This is a genomic window from Motilibacter rhizosphaerae (assembly GCF_004216915.1).
GTDB lineage: Bacteria > Actinomycetota > Actinomycetes > Motilibacterales > Motilibacteraceae > Motilibacter > Motilibacter rhizosphaerae.
Genome location: NZ_SGXD01000002.1, coordinates 531802 through 547668, shown reverse-complemented (window position 1 = coordinate 547668; position 15867 = coordinate 531802). Strand labels below are relative to the sequence as shown.

13 protein-coding genes and 1 riboswitch are annotated in these 15867 nt (G+C 74.4%); all 13 genes read left to right on the top strand.

Annotated elements, in window-relative coordinates; genetic code table 11:
- Positions 1-71 precede the first annotated feature (71 nt).
- The 13 genes from EV189_RS08055 to cobM all read left to right on the top strand — a co-directional run bounded on the left by EV189_RS08055 (position 72) and on the right by cobM (position 15847).
- Positions 72-485: an SRPBCC family protein gene (locus EV189_RS08055; RefSeq protein WP_130492398.1), complete on the top strand. Its 414-nt coding sequence runs from the start codon at positions 72-74 to the stop codon at positions 483-485.
- A 167-nt stretch (positions 486-652) separates the two neighbouring features.
- On the top strand, positions 653-4891 hold the full coding sequence (locus tag EV189_RS08050; protein WP_165400192.1) for a carbohydrate-binding protein: 4239 nt from the start codon (positions 653-655) through the stop codon (positions 4889-4891).
- Between the two features lie 451 nt (positions 4892-5342).
- A complete protein-coding gene (locus EV189_RS08045) occupies positions 5343-5750 on the top strand; it encodes a VOC family protein (protein WP_130492396.1) in 408 nt (135 codons plus the stop codon).
- Between the two features lie 100 nt (positions 5751-5850).
- On the top strand, positions 5851-6672 hold the full coding sequence (locus EV189_RS08040) for a COG4705 family protein (RefSeq protein WP_231116183.1): 822 nt from the start codon (positions 5851-5853) through the stop codon (positions 6670-6672).
- Positions 6669-7286, top strand: coding sequence for a DedA family protein (locus tag EV189_RS08035; protein WP_130492395.1), 618 nt, complete (start codon positions 6669-6671; stop codon positions 7284-7286). The genes EV189_RS08040 and EV189_RS08035 overlap by 4 nt, the downstream gene beginning before the upstream one ends.
- A gap of 72 nt (positions 7287-7358) precedes the next feature.
- Positions 7359-8168 (top strand): COG4705 family protein, encoded by an 810-nt coding sequence (locus EV189_RS08030; protein WP_231116182.1) that lies wholly within the window; start codon positions 7359-7361, stop codon positions 8166-8168.
- Between the two features lie 142 nt (positions 8169-8310).
- The gene (locus EV189_RS08025) at positions 8311-9231 is read left to right on the top strand and encodes an ABC transporter ATP-binding protein (protein WP_130492394.1); all 921 of its coding nucleotides are present in this window, start codon (positions 8311-8313) and stop codon (positions 9229-9231) included.
- A complete protein-coding gene (locus tag EV189_RS08020) occupies positions 9228-10064 on the top strand; it encodes an ABC transporter permease (RefSeq protein WP_130492393.1) in 837 nt (278 codons plus the stop codon). Before EV189_RS08025 ends, EV189_RS08020 begins: the two co-directional genes overlap by 4 nt.
- 53 nt (positions 10065-10117) lie before the next feature.
- A riboswitch (cobalamin riboswitch) is annotated at positions 10118-10269 on the top strand.
- Between the two features lie 71 nt (positions 10270-10340).
- Positions 10341-12335 (top strand): putative cobaltochelatase, encoded by a 1995-nt coding sequence (locus EV189_RS08015; protein ID WP_130492392.1) that lies wholly within the window; start codon positions 10341-10343, stop codon positions 12333-12335.
- Positions 12335-12949 (top strand): cob(I)yrinic acid a,c-diamide adenosyltransferase, encoded by a 615-nt coding sequence (gene cobO / locus EV189_RS08010; protein ID WP_130492391.1) that lies wholly within the window; start codon positions 12335-12337, stop codon positions 12947-12949. The genes EV189_RS08015 and cobO overlap by 1 nt, the downstream gene beginning before the upstream one ends.
- The gene (locus EV189_RS08005; RefSeq protein WP_130492390.1) at positions 12943-14298 is read left to right on the top strand and encodes a cobyrinate a,c-diamide synthase; all 1356 of its coding nucleotides are present in this window, start codon (positions 12943-12945) and stop codon (positions 14296-14298) included. The genes cobO and EV189_RS08005 overlap by 7 nt, the downstream gene beginning before the upstream one ends.
- Positions 14295-15032, top strand: coding sequence for a precorrin-2 C(20)-methyltransferase (gene cobI, locus EV189_RS08000; protein ID WP_130492389.1), 738 nt, complete (start codon positions 14295-14297; stop codon positions 15030-15032). The genes EV189_RS08005 and cobI overlap by 4 nt, the downstream gene beginning before the upstream one ends.
- Complete coding sequence (cobM, locus tag EV189_RS07995) at positions 15029-15847, top strand: precorrin-4 C(11)-methyltransferase (RefSeq protein WP_130492388.1); 819 nt, start codon at positions 15029-15031, stop codon at positions 15845-15847. The genes cobI and cobM overlap by 4 nt, the downstream gene beginning before the upstream one ends.
- Positions 15848-15867 lie beyond the last annotated feature (20 nt).

The following is a 15867-nucleotide window of genomic DNA, read 5'->3' as shown; positions in this document are numbered from 1 at the left end:
GGCGGGGGTTCGCCGGGGAGGCACGCGGGCAAGCGCCAGGACGTACGCGCCGGAGCCGAGGAGGAGCCCCCGTGGAGTTCGAGAGGTCCAAGGTCGTCGCCGCCCCTGCGGAGCGGGTCTTCGACGTGGTGTCCGACGTCGAGCGCATGCCCTCGTGGCTCCCGACGACGGAGCGCGCCGCGGCCGACGGCGCCGACCACGTGCACGTCGAGGGCGAGCGCGGGTCACAGCCCTACGAGGGCGACGGGCTGTTCCGGGCGCAGCGCGACCAGCTCCGGCTGGAGTGGGGCAGCGACCGCACGGGCGAGTACGCCGGCTGGCTGCAGATCCACCACCAGGCGCAGGACGACCGGTCCGAGGTCGTGATCCACCTGTCGTTCTTCGAGGAGCTCGACGAGCGGTACCGCGCGAGCCGGGCGCAGGCCGTCGAGGCCGAGCTCGAGGAGGCGCTGGACACGCTCGCGGAGCAGGTGGCCGCGGGGTAGCCCCGCGCCGTGATCATGCACGACCTGGGGCAGACCCGGGCGGGGCGGCATGAACCGCGCGAGTAGCGTGAGCCGACTCCGCACAGAGAGGTGCCCCCTCCATGCCGTTGCTCGGCCCAGCACTGCCTCAGCAGCAGGGACGATCCCGCCGCCACCCCCTCCGCACGGTGCCCGTCCTGGCCGCCGCTGCCCTCGCCGCGACAGCGCTCGGAGCGCTGCCGGCGAGCGCCCGGGCCGGCGACGCCCCTGCGGATCCCGCCGACTCCGCCTGGACGCTGAGCACGACCTCGACCGGGTCCGGCTACTCGCCGACGTTCGTGGGCAACGGCTACCTCGCGGCGCGCGTGCCGGCCGAGGGCACCGGCTGGTCGACCGCGCCGGTGGCGACCCAGGCTCAAGTGGCCGGCTTCTACGCGAAGCCCGCCGACAGCGTGCAGATCCGGGCCAGCCTGCCCATGTGGACCAGCCTCGGGTTCTCCGACGGCAGCGCGACCTACGGCAACCTGCCCGCCGGCGCCGGGTGCGCGTACGGCCAGGTGTGCGAGGCCGAGGCGGGCGAGCTGTCCGGCGGCGCCACCCGCGCGTCCGACCACTCCGGCGCGTCGGGCGGTGCGTTCGCCGCCGGCTTCGGCGACCAGGGCCACCCCGTCGTCGGAGCGCGGACGGCGGTCCAGGTCAACGACGTCCCGGCGGACGGCACGGCGACGTTGACCGTGCGCTACGCGAACAACGACGGCGGAGCCGGCGTCCGCACCCGCAGCCTCAGCGTCGCCGTCAACGGCACCCGGACCGGCGCGGTCGACCTGCCGCCCACGGACTCCTGGGACTCCTGGGCCACCGCGACCGTGCAGGTGCCGGTGACGAAGGGCACGGACGCCGTCGCCCTGTCCTGCGAGGCCGGCGACGGCTGCATGGTCAACGTGGACTACGTCGCCCTCACGGCGGGCGGCAGCCCGGCCCTGCCCCCGGGGAACGGCACGACGAGCGACTACCGGCAGACCCTCGACCTGCGGACGGGGGTCCTCACGACGACCCTCACGTGGACGTCGCCCGCAGGCCGCGTGACCGACCTGCGCTACGACGTGCTCGCCGACCGTGCGCAGGCGCACGTCGGCGCCGTGCGGCTCACCGTCCACCCGCACTGGAGCGGCACGGCGACGGCCACCGACGCGCTCGACGGCCGCGCGGCGAACGCGGTGACCGTGTCGGGCAGCGGCGTGGACGCGCCTGCCGGCCGGCTCGCCGAGACGGTGACCGCTGACGGCACCGGCCTGGTGGCCGGGCTCGTCTCGACGCTGCAGGCGCAGGACGCGACGACAGCGACCGCCTCGGTGGGCGACCTGCCCGCGCAGTCCTCCGCGCAGCGGACGACGCTCGCCGTCGAGGACGGCTCCACCTACACGCTCACGAAGTACGTCGGCCTCGCGACGAGCGTCGACACCGACCGCACCGACGGACTGGCACCGCTGGAGGCGGCGACCCGGGCGTCGAGCGGGGCTGCGGCGACCGGCTGGGACGACCTGCTGGCGGCGCACGAGGACGCCTGGGCGCAGCTCTGGTCGTCGGACATCAGCGTCCCCGGCGACGATGCCCTCACGCTCCAGGCGCGGGCCAGCATGTTCTACCTCCTGGAGAGCACGCGGGCCGGCGTCGACTGGAGCACCTCGCCCGGCGGGCTGTCCTCGGACGGCTACTCGGGCCACGTCTTCTGGGACATGGAGACGTGGATGTTCCCCTCGCTGCTCGCGCAGCACCCCGATATCGCGGCGGGGGCCGACGCGTACCGGCAGCGGCTCCTGCCAGGAGCACAGGCCTACGCCCAGCAGACCGGCTGGAAGGGCGCCCGTTTCCCCTGGGAGAGCGCACTGGCCGGCGACGAGCAGACACCGACCTGGGCCGACACCGGCAAGTACGAGATCCACGTGACCGCCGACGTCGCCCTGGCGCAGTGGCAGTACTACGAGGCGACCGGTGACGAGGAGTGGCTGCGGAGCAAGGCATGGCCGGTCCTCGCGGGCGCCGCTGACTTCTGGGCGAGCCGGGTGACCCCGAACGCGGGTGGCGGGTACTCCATCAAGGACGTCATCCCGCCGGACGAGTACGCCGTGGGCGTCGACGACGACGTCTACACCAACGTCGCAGCAGCGACGACGCTGCGGATCGCGACGCAGGCCGCCCAGATCATCGGCGCGACGGCCGACCCCCGCTGGTCGAGCATCGCCGCGGGGATCGTCGTCCCCTACGACCGATCGCTCGGCATCCACCCCGAGTACGCCGGCTACAGCGGCCAGACCATCAAGCAGGCCGACGCGGTGATGCTGCAGTACCCCTGGGGCTACTCGCAGCCCAGCTCGGTCGCGCAGGCGGACCTCGACTACTACGTCGGGCGCACCGACCTCGGCGGCCCGTCCATGACGGACGCGATCCACGCGATCGACACCGCTGAGCTCGGTACGCCGGGGTGCTCGAGCTGGACCTTCCTCCAGCGCAGCGTGAACCCGTTCATGCGCGCACCGTTCGACCAGTTCAGCGAGACCCGCGGCGGTGGTGCCTTCACCTTCACCACGGGTGCGGGCGGCTTCCTGCAGGAGTTCCTGTACGGATTCACGGGTCTGCGCTGGGACACCGCCGCAGTGCAGCTGGACCCGGTGCTCCCGCCGCAGCTGCCCGGTCTCGACCTCACCGGTCTGGCCTGGCAGGGGCGCAGGTTCGACCTCAGCGTCGGGCCGCGGACGACGACGGTGACGCTGCGCTCCGGGGACCCCCTGCCGGTGCAGGTGGCCGGCGGCGCGGCGCAGACCGTCGCGGTCGGGGGGACGCTCGACATCCCGACCCGGCGGCCGGACCTCACCCCGACGTCCGACGAGGCCCGCTGCGCCGCGGTCTCGGCGAGCTCCTCCGACGCGAGCTTCCCCGCGGTCGGCGCGGTCGACGGGAGCGCGGCGACGCAGTGGCGCCCGACGACGGACGGCGCATCGCTGACCGTCGACCTCGGCGCGGCGACCACGGTCCGCCGGGTGCGCGTCGTCTCGGGCAGCGGGGGCACCACGGCGTACACCGTCGCGGTGTCGCTCGACGGCAGCACGTGGAGCGACCTCGGCAGCGTGGGCGCCGGCGCCGACCCCACCAGCAGCGTGGTGGTCTCGCCGACGCAGGCGCGGTACGTCCGCTACACCGCCGCCGCCGGAACCACCCCGCAGGTCGCGAGCCTCGAGGCCACCGACACGTCACCGCCGGACGCGCCCACGGGCGTCACCGGCGTCGCGGGCGACGGGCAGGTCACGCTGTCCTGGACCGCGCCGTCCTACGACGGTGCGCAGCCCGTCGACCACTACGTCATCACGCCGTACGTCGACGGCGTCGCGCAGACGCCTGTCACGACGAAGGACGCCGCGACCTCGTCGGTCGTGACGGGGCTGACCAACGGCACGGCGTACACGTTCACCGTGGCGGCGCACACCAGCGTGGGGGACGGGGTGCCGTCGGCCCGCTCGGCGCCGGTGCAGCCAAGGATCTCCTTGCAGCGCGTGGATTCGGGCCTCGATGCGCTCGTCGCCTCGGGCCACGTCACGCCGAGCGCCGCGCGCGAGCTGCGTCGGTTGCTCGCTCCCGCCATCGCGGCTGACGCGGCCGGGGACGTGGCGGGCACCCTGCAGCGGCTGCAGGCGGTCCGCGCGTACCTCGACACGGCGGCGCCGGCGAAGGTCGACGACACCGCCAGCGCCCTGCTGCAGGACGAGCTCGCCCAGTGGCTGCACCAGCCCGCCGGGCTGGCCGCCCTGCTCCACGAGATCGGGGCGCTCACCCGCAGCGGCGACATCGTGCCCAGCACGGCGCGTCTCCTGCAGGACCGTGTCACGGCGGCGCAGGACGCGGAGGCCGCGGGCGACGCGGTCCGGGAGCGGGCGCAGCTCGACGGCCTGCGCGGCGACGTGCTGGGGGCGAAGCCGAGCAGGGTCACGGCTCTGGCGCGGCAGGCGCTCCTCGCGCTCATCGACCCGCTGCTCGCGCAGACCATCGAGGCCGAAGACGCGACCCTCGGAGGCGGGGCCTGCACGGCCGACGACCACAGCGGGCACAGCGGCAGCGGCTTCGCGGCCTGCTTCACCCGCGTCGGAGCGTCGGTGGCCTTCACGGTCGACGTCCCCTCCGCCGGGACGTACGACCTCGCGCTGCGCTACGCGAACGGCACCGGGGCCGAGCAGACGGCCACGCTGACGCTGGACGGGACGCAGGGGCAGCAGGTCCGCCTGGCGCCGACCGCCGGCTGGGACACGTGGGGGCTGCACACCACGACGGTTCGCCTGCACGCAGGTGCGAACACGGTGGCGTACGCGTACGGGCCGGCGGACAGCGGCAACGTGAACCTCGACGACCTCACGGTGCAGCCGCACGCGGCGGGCTGAGGCACTCGGGGTCGGGCTCGGGGGCACGGGCCGGCTGGCACGGTGCCCACGAGCACGGGACGCGCGAGCACGGGCATCCGAGCAGGGGCCCCCGCCGGCAGCGCAGAGCTGCTGGCCGGGGGCTCCTCCTTCCCGTGATCATGCAGATCCTGGGTGCGCCGAGGCCGCGGGGGAGGTGCGTGCGCTGGAGCGCGTACGAGCAGGTCGGGACCTGCCGCCCGGGGCTGGGGCGCCGTTCGTGGCGACCGCTGACTCGGGGCCGCCCGAGTCCGGGACCGCACGACGTGACCGACCGCACGAACTGACCGCCGGCACGACGAGATCCGGGCCCCTGGGCGACCACCTCGTGCGGCCGGGCTCGAACATGATCGGGCTACCCGATCAACTTCCACCCTGCGCGGCCCGCGCCACGCGCCACCACGCGCCCCGCCCGTGCACTAGCCTCCGGCGCATGACCTCCCGGCTGACTCCGTACCTCGGCTTCCGCGACGACGCGCGGCAGGCGTTCGAGCTGTACCAGCGCGTGCTCGGCGGCACGCTCGAGATCTCCACGTTCGGCCAGTTCGGCGCGGCCGAGGGCCCCGACGCGGAGCTCGTCATGCACGCCCAGCTCACGACCGACCTCGGCCTCGTGCTCATGGGCGCGGACACTCCGTCGGGCATGACGTTCGCCGACGGGGCGCGGGTCGCCGTCAGCATCGTCGGCGACGACGGGGACGCCCTCCGCGGCTACTTCGCCGGGCTGGCGGACGGCGGCGCAGTCACGATGCCGCTGGAGCGGCAGGTCTGGGGCGACGAGTTCGGGATGCTGACCGACCGCTACGGCATCGCCTGGATGGTCAACATCACCGGCGGCTGACCAGCCAGCCCCAGCAGTCAGGCAGCAGTCAGGTACGCGCCCCTACGCTCCCCGGACGGAGCGGGGGAGGTCCTCGTCCCGTCCCGGGAAGGACCACCGCGTGCAGCTGCCCGCCTCCTTGCGTCGCGAACCGCTCACCGCCAAGGTCCCCGAGGTGACCGCCGTCTTCTGGGTCATCAAGGTGCTCACCACCGGCATGGGCGAGGCCGCGTCCGACTACCTCGGGAAGACGAGCATCATCCTCGGCGGCATCGTCGGGCTCGGCGGGTTCGTGCTCGCGCTGTGGCTGCAGCTGCGCTCGCGGACCTACTCGACGTTCACGTACTGGTCCGCCGTCGCCATGGTCGCGGTGTTCGGCACGATGGTGGCCGACGTCCTGCACGTGGCGACGGATTTGTCCTACTGGGTCACCAGTGCGTTCTACGCCCTGCTCGTCGCGGCGTGCTTCGTCGTCTGGCACCGCAGCGAGGGCACGCTCGACATCCACAGCATCACCACCGCGCGCCGCGAGCGCTTCTACTGGTGCACCGTGCTCGCGACCTTCGCGCTCGGCACGGCGGTCGGCGACCTCACCGGCATGACCGTGGGGCTCGGCTTCTTCGCCTCGGGGATCCTGTTCGCCGTCGCCATCCTCGTGCCGCTCGTGGCGTGGCGCCTCGGGGCCAACGCGGTCGCGATGTTCTGGACGGCGTACGTCCTCACCCGCCCGCTCGGCGCCTCGTTCGCCGACTGGATGGGCAAGGAGCACTCGATCGGCGGCGGTCTCGGCTGGGGCGACGGCACGGTGACGCTGCTGGCGCTCGGGCTCATCGTCGCGCTGGTCGCCGTCGTCGCCGTGCGCGGCGGCGACGCGCAGCACGAGACCCGAGCAGACGACACCGACGACCCCCGCGACATCGACGACCTGCCGCAGTACGCATGACCTCCGCGCTCAACCCGCTCGACGCGCAGAGCCTGCTCTCCAGCTTCGGCGCGATCGGCGTCTTCGTGGTGCTGTTCGCGGAGACCGGGTTGCTCATCGGGTTCTTCCTGCCCGGCGACTCGCTGCTGTTCACCGCGGGCCTGCTGTGCACGGCATCCTCGACCTCGAGCGTCCACCTCTCGCTGCCGGCTGTCCTCGTCGCAGCTGCTGCCGGGGCCCTGCTCGGCGCGCAGACCGGCTACGTCATCGGGCGTACGGCCGGGGAGGCCCTGCTCGACCGCCCCGACCGGCCGCGGCTGCAGCACGCCGTGGCCCGGGCGCGTACCACGCTCGACCGGTACGGCGTGGCGAAGGCCGTGGTGCTGGCCAGGTTCATCCCGCTCGTGCGGACGGTCCTCAACCCGCTCGCCGGCACGGTCCGCGTCCCGGTCGGCGTCTTCACGCTGTGGCAGGCGGTCGGTGGTCTGCTGTGGAGCTGCGGGGTGACGCTGGCTGGCTACGAGCTCGGCTCGCGCATCCCCAGCATCGACCGCTACCTGCTGCCCGTCATCGGCCTCATCATCGCGGTCTCGCTGATCCCCGTCGCACTCGAGGCCCGCCGCGCCCGCCGCTGAGCCGAGAAGGTCCGGCGCAGCAGGCGGAACGCAGTCAGGATGTCGTCAGGCGAGGACCCCCACGCTGACAGCATGTCCTCCACCACCTCCCGCGCCGTCGCGGGCCCCACCATGCTCAACAAGGTCCCGGAGATCACGGTCTTCTTCTGGATCATCAAGGTGCTCTGCACCTCCGTCGGCGAGAGCGCGGCCGACTACATCAACGAGACGCTGGGCTTCGGGCTCGGCCCGACGACCGCGCTGATGACCGCGCTGCTCGTCGCCGCGCTCGTCGTGCAGTTCCGCACCCGGGCGTACGTCCCCTGGGTCTACTGGCTCAGCGTCGTGCTCATCAGCGTCGTCGGCACGCTCGCCACGGACAACCTCACTGACGGGCTCGGGATCAGCCTGCTCGTGACGGCACCGGTCTTCGCCGTGCTCCTCGCCGGCATCTTCCTCTGGTGGTACCGCACCGAGGGGACCCTCTCGATCCACTCGATCGTCACCACCCGTCGCGAGGCCTTCTACTGGCTCGTCGTCCTCGTCACCTTCGCGCTCGGCACCGCCGTCGGCGACCTGCTCGTCGACCGGCTCTCGATGTCCCTGCTCGGCGCGGTCGTCGTGTTCGCCGTGGCCCTCGCGCTGGTCGTCGTCGCCTGGCGCACGCGGCTCGTCGCGCCGCTCACGGCGTTCTGGGTCGCGTACGTCCTCACCCGACCGCTCGGCGGCTCGACCGGTGACTACCTCTCGGGCGACCGCAGCGACGGCGGTGCCGGGTTCGGCACGCTGCTGACGAGCCTGGTCTTCCTCGCCGCGATCATCGCGACCGTGGCGTACCTCAGCGTCACCGGTCGCGACCGCACGCCCGTCGAGCGCCGGGACGGCACCGCGACCGCCGTCTGACGCCCCGCCCCAGGATGTGCATGATCACGAGGAGGGGACGGGATCGTGCACGTCCTGGGGCGCCGCACTACGACGACTCAGCGTCGTCACAGCCTCGGGGGCGCAGACTCGCGGCGAACCGCTACCAGGGCGAGGAGCGCACGTGATCGAGGTCCGCGGACTGACCAAGAGGTACGGCGAGAAGACCGCCGTCGACGACCTCACCTTCACCGTCCAGCCGGGGATCGTCACCGGCTTCCTCGGCCCGAACGGCGCCGGCAAGTCGACGACGATGCGCATGGTGCTCGGCCTCGACACTCCGACCTCCGGGACGGCGACGGTCGCGGGCCGCCCGTACCGCGAGCACGACCGGCCGCTCCACGTGCTGGGCGCGCTGCTCGAGGCGAAGGCCGTCCACACCTCGCGCTCGGCGCGCAACCACCTGCGCGCGCTGGCCGCGACGCACGGCATCAGCGACCGCCGCGTCGACGAGGTCATCGGCATGGTCGGGCTGCAGGACGTCGCCCGGCGCCGGGCTGGCGGCTTCAGCCTCGGCATGGGCCAGCGGCTCGGCATCGCGAGCGCGCTGCTCGGAGACCCGGAGACCGTCATGCTCGACGAGCCGGTCAACGGCCTCGACCCCGAGGGCATCCGCTGGATCCGCGACCTGCTCAAGCAGCTCGCCGACGAGGGCCGCACCGTCTTCCTCTCCTCGCACCTCATGAGCGAGATGGCGCAGACCGCGGAGCACGTGGTCGTCGTCGGGCGCGGCCGGCTCATCGCCGACGTGCCGATCGCGCAGCTCATCTCCGGGGCGCCGACGAGCTCGGTGCTCGTCCGCTCGGCCGAGCCGACCGCGCTCGCCGCGGCCCTCGTCCGCCAGGGCGCCGAGGTCGTCGCGGACGGCGACGGGGGCCTGCAGGTGTCCGGCGTCGACGCGCCCGGCATCGGCGAGGTGGCGCTGGCCGAGCGCATCGCCCTGCACGAGCTCACGCCGCACCGCGCCTCCCTCGAGGAGGTCTTCATGGACATGACCCGCGACGACGTGGAGTACGCCGCCGCCGATTCGGAGGCCCGCGCATGAGCACCGCCACCGCCCCGACCGGCACGACCGCGCCGCGCACCGAGCGGGTCGAGGTCCGGCCCGTCACCCTGCCGCGGGTCCTGCGTTCCGAGTGGGTCAAGCTCCGCTCGCTGCGCTCGACCTGGATCACCCTGCTCGTCGCCGTCATCGCCATGGTCGGCATCGGCTGGGCCGTCGGCGCCGCGACCAACAGCCACTGGTCGAGCATCGGCGCCGACGAGCGGGCGGTCTTCGAGCCGATCAACCGCAGCCTCATCGGGGTCAACCTCGCCCAGCTCGCGGTCGGCGTGCTCGGGGTGCTGCTCATCTCCGGCGAGTACGCCACCGGGATGGTCCGGGCGACCTTCGGGGCCGTGCCCACCCGGCTCCCGGTGCTGTGGGCCAAGGCCGCCCTCTACGCGGTCGTCGTCTTCGTCGTCATGACCCCAGCCGCGCTGGTGGCGTTCCTCGGCGGCCAGCACTTCCTGGCCTCGCACGGCACGACACTGTCCGCCCCGCACGCGGCCGCCTCGGTCGTGGGAGTCGGGCTCTACCTCACGCTCGTGGGGATCTTCGCCCTCGCCCTCGGCTTCCTGCTGCGGAGCACCGCCGGCGGCATCGCGGCCCTGGTCGCGATCCTGCTGGTCATCCCGGGGATCGGGCAGGTGCTGCCGGCGTCGTGGCGGGCGCACACCCTGCCGTACCTCCCGGGCGAGGCGGGCGCCTCGCTGTTCTCCCCGCGCCCCGAGGACCCGCACGCGCTGAGCGCGGGAGCCGGCGGGCTGGTCCTGCTGCTGTGGGTCGTGGCAGCGCTCGCCGCGGCGGCCGTCGTGCTCCGCCGCCGGGACGTGTAGCGCTGCCCGTCGGTGCCTGCCCTTAGGATGCAGGAGCACTGCGACGGCAGTGGAGGAAGCCGGTGCGATTCCGGCGCGGTCCCGCCACTGTCACCGGGGAGCGGAGCCTCATCTCCGGCCACGGCTGCGAGGGCGACGGGAGCACCCCGTCGTGCGAGCGGTTGGAAGGCCGAGGCCGAGCGCTGATCCGGGAGCCAGGATTACTCCCGCCGTCGTCCGAGCCGACCAGGGGCGTGGACACCCCGGGAGGGACGTACGGCGTTGGCACTCCCCGAGGTGCGCGCTTCCGACGCGCGCTACCCGTTCTCCGCCGTCGTCGGCCTCGACGACCTGCGGCTGGCCCTGCTCGTCAACGCCGTGGACCCCGCGATCGGCGGGGTCCTCGTGCGCGGCGAGAAGGGCACCGCCAAGTCGACGGTCGTGCGGGCGCTCGCCGCGCTGCTCCCGCCGCTCGCGGTCGTCCCGGGCTGCCGCTTCTCCTGCGACCCCGCCGCCCCTGACCCCGCCTGCCCCGACGGCCCGCACGACCCCCAGGGGCCGGCCGCCGAGCGCCCGGCGCGGCTGGTCGAGCTGCCGGTCGGTGCCTCCGAGGACCGGGTCGTCGGCTCGCTCGACCTCGAGCGCGCGCTCGGCGAGGGGGTCAAGGCCTTCGACCCGGGGCTGCTCGCGGCCGCGCACCGCGGCGTGCTCTACGTCGACGAGGTCAACCTGCTCTCCGACCATCTGGTCGACCTGCTGCTGGACGCGGCGGCGATGGGCCGCGCGCACGTCGAGCGTGAGGGCGTCTCGGTCACGCACGCCTCGCGCTTCCTGCTGGTCGGGACCATGAACCCCGAGGAGGGCGAGCTCCGCCCGCAGCTGCTCGACCGCTTCGGCCTCACGGTCGAGGTGCGCGCCTCCCGCGAGCCGTCCGAGCGCGCCGAGGTGGTGCGCCGCCGGCTCGCGTACGACGCCGACCCCGCGGGCTTCGCCGCAGGATGGGCCGCGGAGGACGCTGCCCTCGCCGGCCGCATCGCCGCCGCCCGCGCGCTGCTGCCCTCCGTCGTGCTCTCCGACGCCGCGCTGCGCCAGGTCACCGCGGTCTGCGCGGCGTTCGACGTCGACGGCCTGCGCGCCGACCTCGTCACCGCGCGGACGGCGATCGCGCTCGCCGCCTGGGACGGCCGCACCGAGGTGCTGCCGGAGGACGTGCGGCAGGCCGCGCTCCTCGCGCTGCCGCACCGGCGCCGGCGCAACCCGTTCGACGCGCCCGGCCTCGACTCCCAGCAGCTCGACGAGGCGCTCGAGTCCAGCGCGCCCGAGCCGGAGCCCGACCCCGAGCCTGCGGGACCTGGTCCTTCGGGCGGCGGCGAGGGCGCCGACGCCCCCGGCGACAGCGCGACGCCCGAGGCCGGCGGGGGCGACCCGGCTCCCGGCAGCCCCACCGGCAGCAGCGAGGCCGTCGCCTCCGCGGCCAGCCCGTACGCCGTGCGTCCCCTCCGCGTCGCCGGTCTCGGCGACGGCGCCGAGGGCCGGCGCTCCCGCGCGCGCACCAGCAACGGGCGGACGGTGCGCAGCGAGCTGCCGCGCGGCCCGGTCACCGCGCTGCACCTCGCCGCGACCCTGCGCGCGGCCGCGCCCCACCAGCAGCGCCGCGGGCGGGACGGCGCGCTCGTCGTCCGCCGCCAGGACCTGCGTCAGGCCGTGCGCGAGGGCCGCGAGTCCAACCTCGTCGTCTTCTGCGTCGACGCGTCGGGCTCGATGGCGGCGCGCCAGCGGATGTCCGCGGTCAAGGGCGCGGTGCTGAGCCTGCTGCTCGACGCGTACCAGCGCCGCGACAAGGTCGCCGTCGTCACCTTCCGCGGCGCGGCCGCCGAGACGGCGCTGCCCGCGACGTGGTCGGTCGAGGCGGGCGCGGCGCGGCTGCAGGCGCTCCCGACCGGCGGCCGCACGCCGCTCACCGCCGGACTGCTCCAGGCCGAGCAGGTGCTGCGCCTGGAGCGGGTGCGCGACCCGCGCCGGCGGCCCCTGCTCGTCGTCGTCACCGACGGCCGGCACACGAGCGGCGAGGCGCCGGAGCGCGCCGCCGCTCTGCTGCAGGCGCGCGGGGTGACGAGCGTCGTGGTCGACTGCGAGTCGGGCCCGGTCCGGCTCGGGCTCGCGGCGCAGCTGGCAGCGGGGCTCGGCGGCGACTGCGTACGCCTCGAGGAGCTCGCCGCCGAGAGCCTCGCGGCGCTCGTCCGCGAGACGACGCTGCCGGGCAGGACCACAGCGAAGGGCAGGGCCGCCTGATGCCGCAGGGCAAGCCGAGCGTCGTCCCCGAGGACGGGCTCACCACGCGCCAGCGCCGCAACCGCCCGCTCGTCGTCGTCCACACCGGCGAGATGAAGGGCAAGTCCACCGCGGCGTTCGGGCTCGCCCTGCGCGCGTGGAACGCCGGCATCCCCATCGGGGTGTTCCAGTTCGTCAAGTCCGCGAAGTGGAAGGTCGGCGAGGAGTCGGCGTTCAAGGCGCTCGGCCGGGTCCACGAGCAGACCGGCGAGGGCGCGCCCGTCGCCTGGCACAAGATGGGCGAGGGCTGGTCGTGGACCCAGCGCCCGGGCACCGAGGAGGACCACGCCGCCGACGCGCGCGAGGGCTGGGCGCAGATCCAGCGCGACCTCGCCGCGGAGACCCACGGCCTCTACGTCCTCGACGAGTTCACCTACCCGATGACCTGGGGCTGGGTCGACGTCGACGAGGTCGTCTCGGTGCTGCGCGACCGCCCCGGCACCCAGCACGTCGTCATCACCGGCCGGGGCGCCGACCCGCGCCTGGTCGAGGCGGCCGACCTCGTGGTCGAGATGACCAAGGTCAAGCACCCGATGGACGCGGGGCAGAAGGGCCAGCGGGGGATCGAGTGGTGAGCATCCCGCGGGTCGTCCTCGCGGCGCCCGCCAGCGGCCACGGCAAGACGACCGTCACCACCGGTCTGCTCGCGGCGTTCGCGCACCGCGGGCTCGCCGTCTCGCCGCACAAGGTCGGTCCGGACTACATCGACCCGGGCTACCACGCGCTCGCCGCGGGCCGGCTCGGCCGCAACCTCGACGCGTTCCTCTGCGGCGAGGAGCGCATCGTCCCGATGTTCCTGCACGGTGCGGCCGGCGCCGACCTCGCCGTGGTCGAGGGCGTCATGGGGCTCTACGACGGCGCGAGCGGGCGCGGGGAGCTCGCCTCCACCGCCCAGATCGCCAAGCTGCTCCGCGCTCCCGTCGTCCTCGTCGTCGACCCGTCCTCGCAGGGCCGCTCGGTCGCCGCGCTGGTGCACGGCTTCGCGACCTTCGACCCGGGTGTGCGTCTCGGCGGCGTCATCCTCAACCGCGTCGCGTCCGAGCGCCACGAGCAGATCGTGCGCGACGCGCTCGAGGAGATCGGCGTCCCCGTCCTCGGGGCGCTGCCGCGCTCCGACGCCATCGCCGCGCCCTCCCGGCACCTCGGGCTCGTACCCGTGGCCGAGCGCTCGGCCGCCAGCGTCTCCACCGTGCGCGCCCTCGGCGAGCTCGTCGACGCCTGCGTCGACCTCGACGCGCTGCACGACCTGGCCCGCACCGCGCCGCCGCTGTCCGCCGCCGCCTGGGACCCGCGCGTCGCCGTGGGTGACCCGGTGCCGGGCCGTCCCCGGATCGCGGTCGCCTCCGGCGCGGCGTTCACCTTCTCCTACGCCGAGACCGCCGAACTGCTCCGCGCGGCAGGTGCTGAGGTCGTGCCCGTCGACCCGCTGCGCGACGAGTCGCTGCCCGAGGGCGCGCGCGGCCTCGTGGTGGGCGGCGGCTTCCCCGAGATGTACGCCGCGGAGCTCTCCGCCAACGAGCCCCTCCGCGCCTCCGTGCTGGCTCTGGCCGCCTCGGGCGCGCCCATCGCGGCCGAGTGCGCCGGGCTGCTCTACCTCGCGAAGCGCTTGGACGGCAAGGAGATGTGCGGCGTGCTCGACATCGAGGCGCGCATGACCGGACAGCTCACCCTCGGCTACCGCGAGGCCGTGGCCGTCTCGGACTCGGTGCTGGCGCGGACCGGCGAGCGCGTACGTGGTCACGAGTTCCACCGCACCGCCTGCACCCGCCCGGCCGTGGGCGGGACGAGCCCGGCGTGGCAGTGGGCGGGCGGTGCCGCCGAGGGCTTCGTCAGCGGCGGCGTACACGCGTCCTACCTCCACGTCCACTGGGCGGGTGCCCCGGGCATCGCGGCCCGCTTCACCGCTGCTGCGGCCGCGGCATGAGTGCGCGTCTCGTGGGGGTGGGCGTCGGTCCCGGTGACCCCGACCTCGTCACGGTCAAGGGCGTCCGCGTGCTCGCGGAGGCGGACGTGGTCTTCGTGCCGGTGATGGCGCTCGACGTCCCCGGCCGTGCCGAGGCCACGGTGCGGGCGCACGTGACGCACGACCGCGTACGCCGTGTGGTATTCGCGCTCGACGACCGCGGTGGCGTCACCCCTCGCCGTGAGAGTGCCTGGGCGGCAGCCGGTTCTGCTGTTGCCGACGCCTTCGCCGCTGGCGCGGGCACGGTCGCCTTCGCCACGATCGGCGACCCCAACGTCTACTCGACGTTCTCCTACCTCGCCGACACCGTCGCCGAGGCCGTGCCGGGGCTCGTGGTCGAGACCGTCCCCGGCATCACCGCGATGCAGGACCTGGCTGCCCGCAGCGGTTCCGTGCTCTGCGAGGGGACCGAGTCGCTGGCGTTGCTGCCGCTGACAGCCGGCATCGCGGCCTACGAGGAGGCGCTGGACGCCTTCGACACCGTCGTCGCCTACAAGGGCGGGCGCCACCTCCCGGCGGTCCGCGCGGTCCTGGAGGCGCGGGGCCGGCTCGAGGGTGCCGTCTTCGGTGCGGCGCTGGGACTCCCCGACGAGGACGTGCGCCCGCTGACCGAGGTCCCCGCGGACGCCGAGGCGCCGTACCTCTCCACCGTCATCGCACCCCCCGCGCGGGGCACCCGAGGAGGCAGGCTGTGAGCACCGGCAAGGTGACGTTCGTGGGGGCCGGTCCCGGCGCCGCCGACCTGCTGACCTTCCGTGCTGCCAAGGCGATCGCGGACGCCGATGTCGTCATCTGGGCGTCCAGCCTCGTCGAGGAGGCCGTGCTCGAGCACTGCCGCGAGGGCGCCGAGGTCGTCGACTCCGCGCAGCTGCCCATGGAGGGCGTGCTCCCGATCTACCAGCGCGCCGTCGAGCAGGGGCTGCGCGTCGCGCGCATCCACTCCGGCGACCCGGCGCTGTGGGGAGCCGTGCAGGAGCAGCTCGACCGCTGCCGCGAGCTCGGCCTCGAGGTCGAGATCATCCCCGGTGTCAGTGCCTTCTCCGCCGTCGCCGCGATCGTGCAGCGCGAGCTGACGATCCCCGAGGTCGCGCAGTCCGTCATCCTCACCCGGCTCGGCGGTGGCAAGACGCCGATGCCGCCGGGGGAGGAGGTCCGGGAGTTCGCGCGCCACGGCACGACCATGGCGGTCTTCCTCTCCGCCGCACGGTCCGGTCAGCTGCAGGAGGAGCTGCTCGAGGGCGGGTACGCCGAGGACACCCCCGTCGTCATCGCGTTCCAGGCGACCTGGCCGGACGAGCTCGTCGTCACGTGCACGGTCGGGACGCTCGAGGACACGGTCAAGGAGCACAAGCTCTGGAAGCACACGCTCTTCCTCGTCGGCCCGGCCCTGGGGGCGCACGGGACGCGCTCGCACCTCTACCACCCGGGGCACTTCCACGGCTTCCGCCGGGCGGACCCCGCGGCTCGGCGCGAGCTGCGGCGGGCGCGTGCCGAGGGCGGGAGCGCGTGAGCGTGCCGGACGACCCGCAG

What these genes read in the sequence shown, in the direction of transcription:
- EV189_RS08020 (WP_130492393.1), top strand. Translation starts at nt 9,228, where the DNA reads ATGAGCACCGCCACCGCCCCGACCGGCACGACCGCGCCGCGCACCGAG.
- cobI (WP_130492389.1), top strand. Translation starts at nt 14,295, where the DNA reads ATGAGTGCGCGTCTCGTGGGGGTGGGCGTCGGTCCCGGTGACCCCGAC.
- EV189_RS08035 (WP_130492395.1), top strand. Translation starts at nt 6,669, where the DNA reads ATGACCTCCGCGCTCAACCCGCTCGACGCGCAGAGCCTGCTCTCCAGC.
- EV189_RS08045 (WP_130492396.1), top strand. Translation starts at nt 5,343, where the DNA reads ATGACCTCCCGGCTGACTCCGTACCTCGGCTTCCGCGACGACGCGCGG.
- cobO (WP_130492391.1), top strand. Translation starts at nt 12,335, where the DNA reads ATGCCGCAGGGCAAGCCGAGCGTCGTCCCCGAGGACGGGCTCACCACG.
- EV189_RS08030 (WP_231116182.1), top strand. Translation starts at nt 7,359, where the DNA reads ATGTCCTCCACCACCTCCCGCGCCGTCGCGGGCCCCACCATGCTCAAC.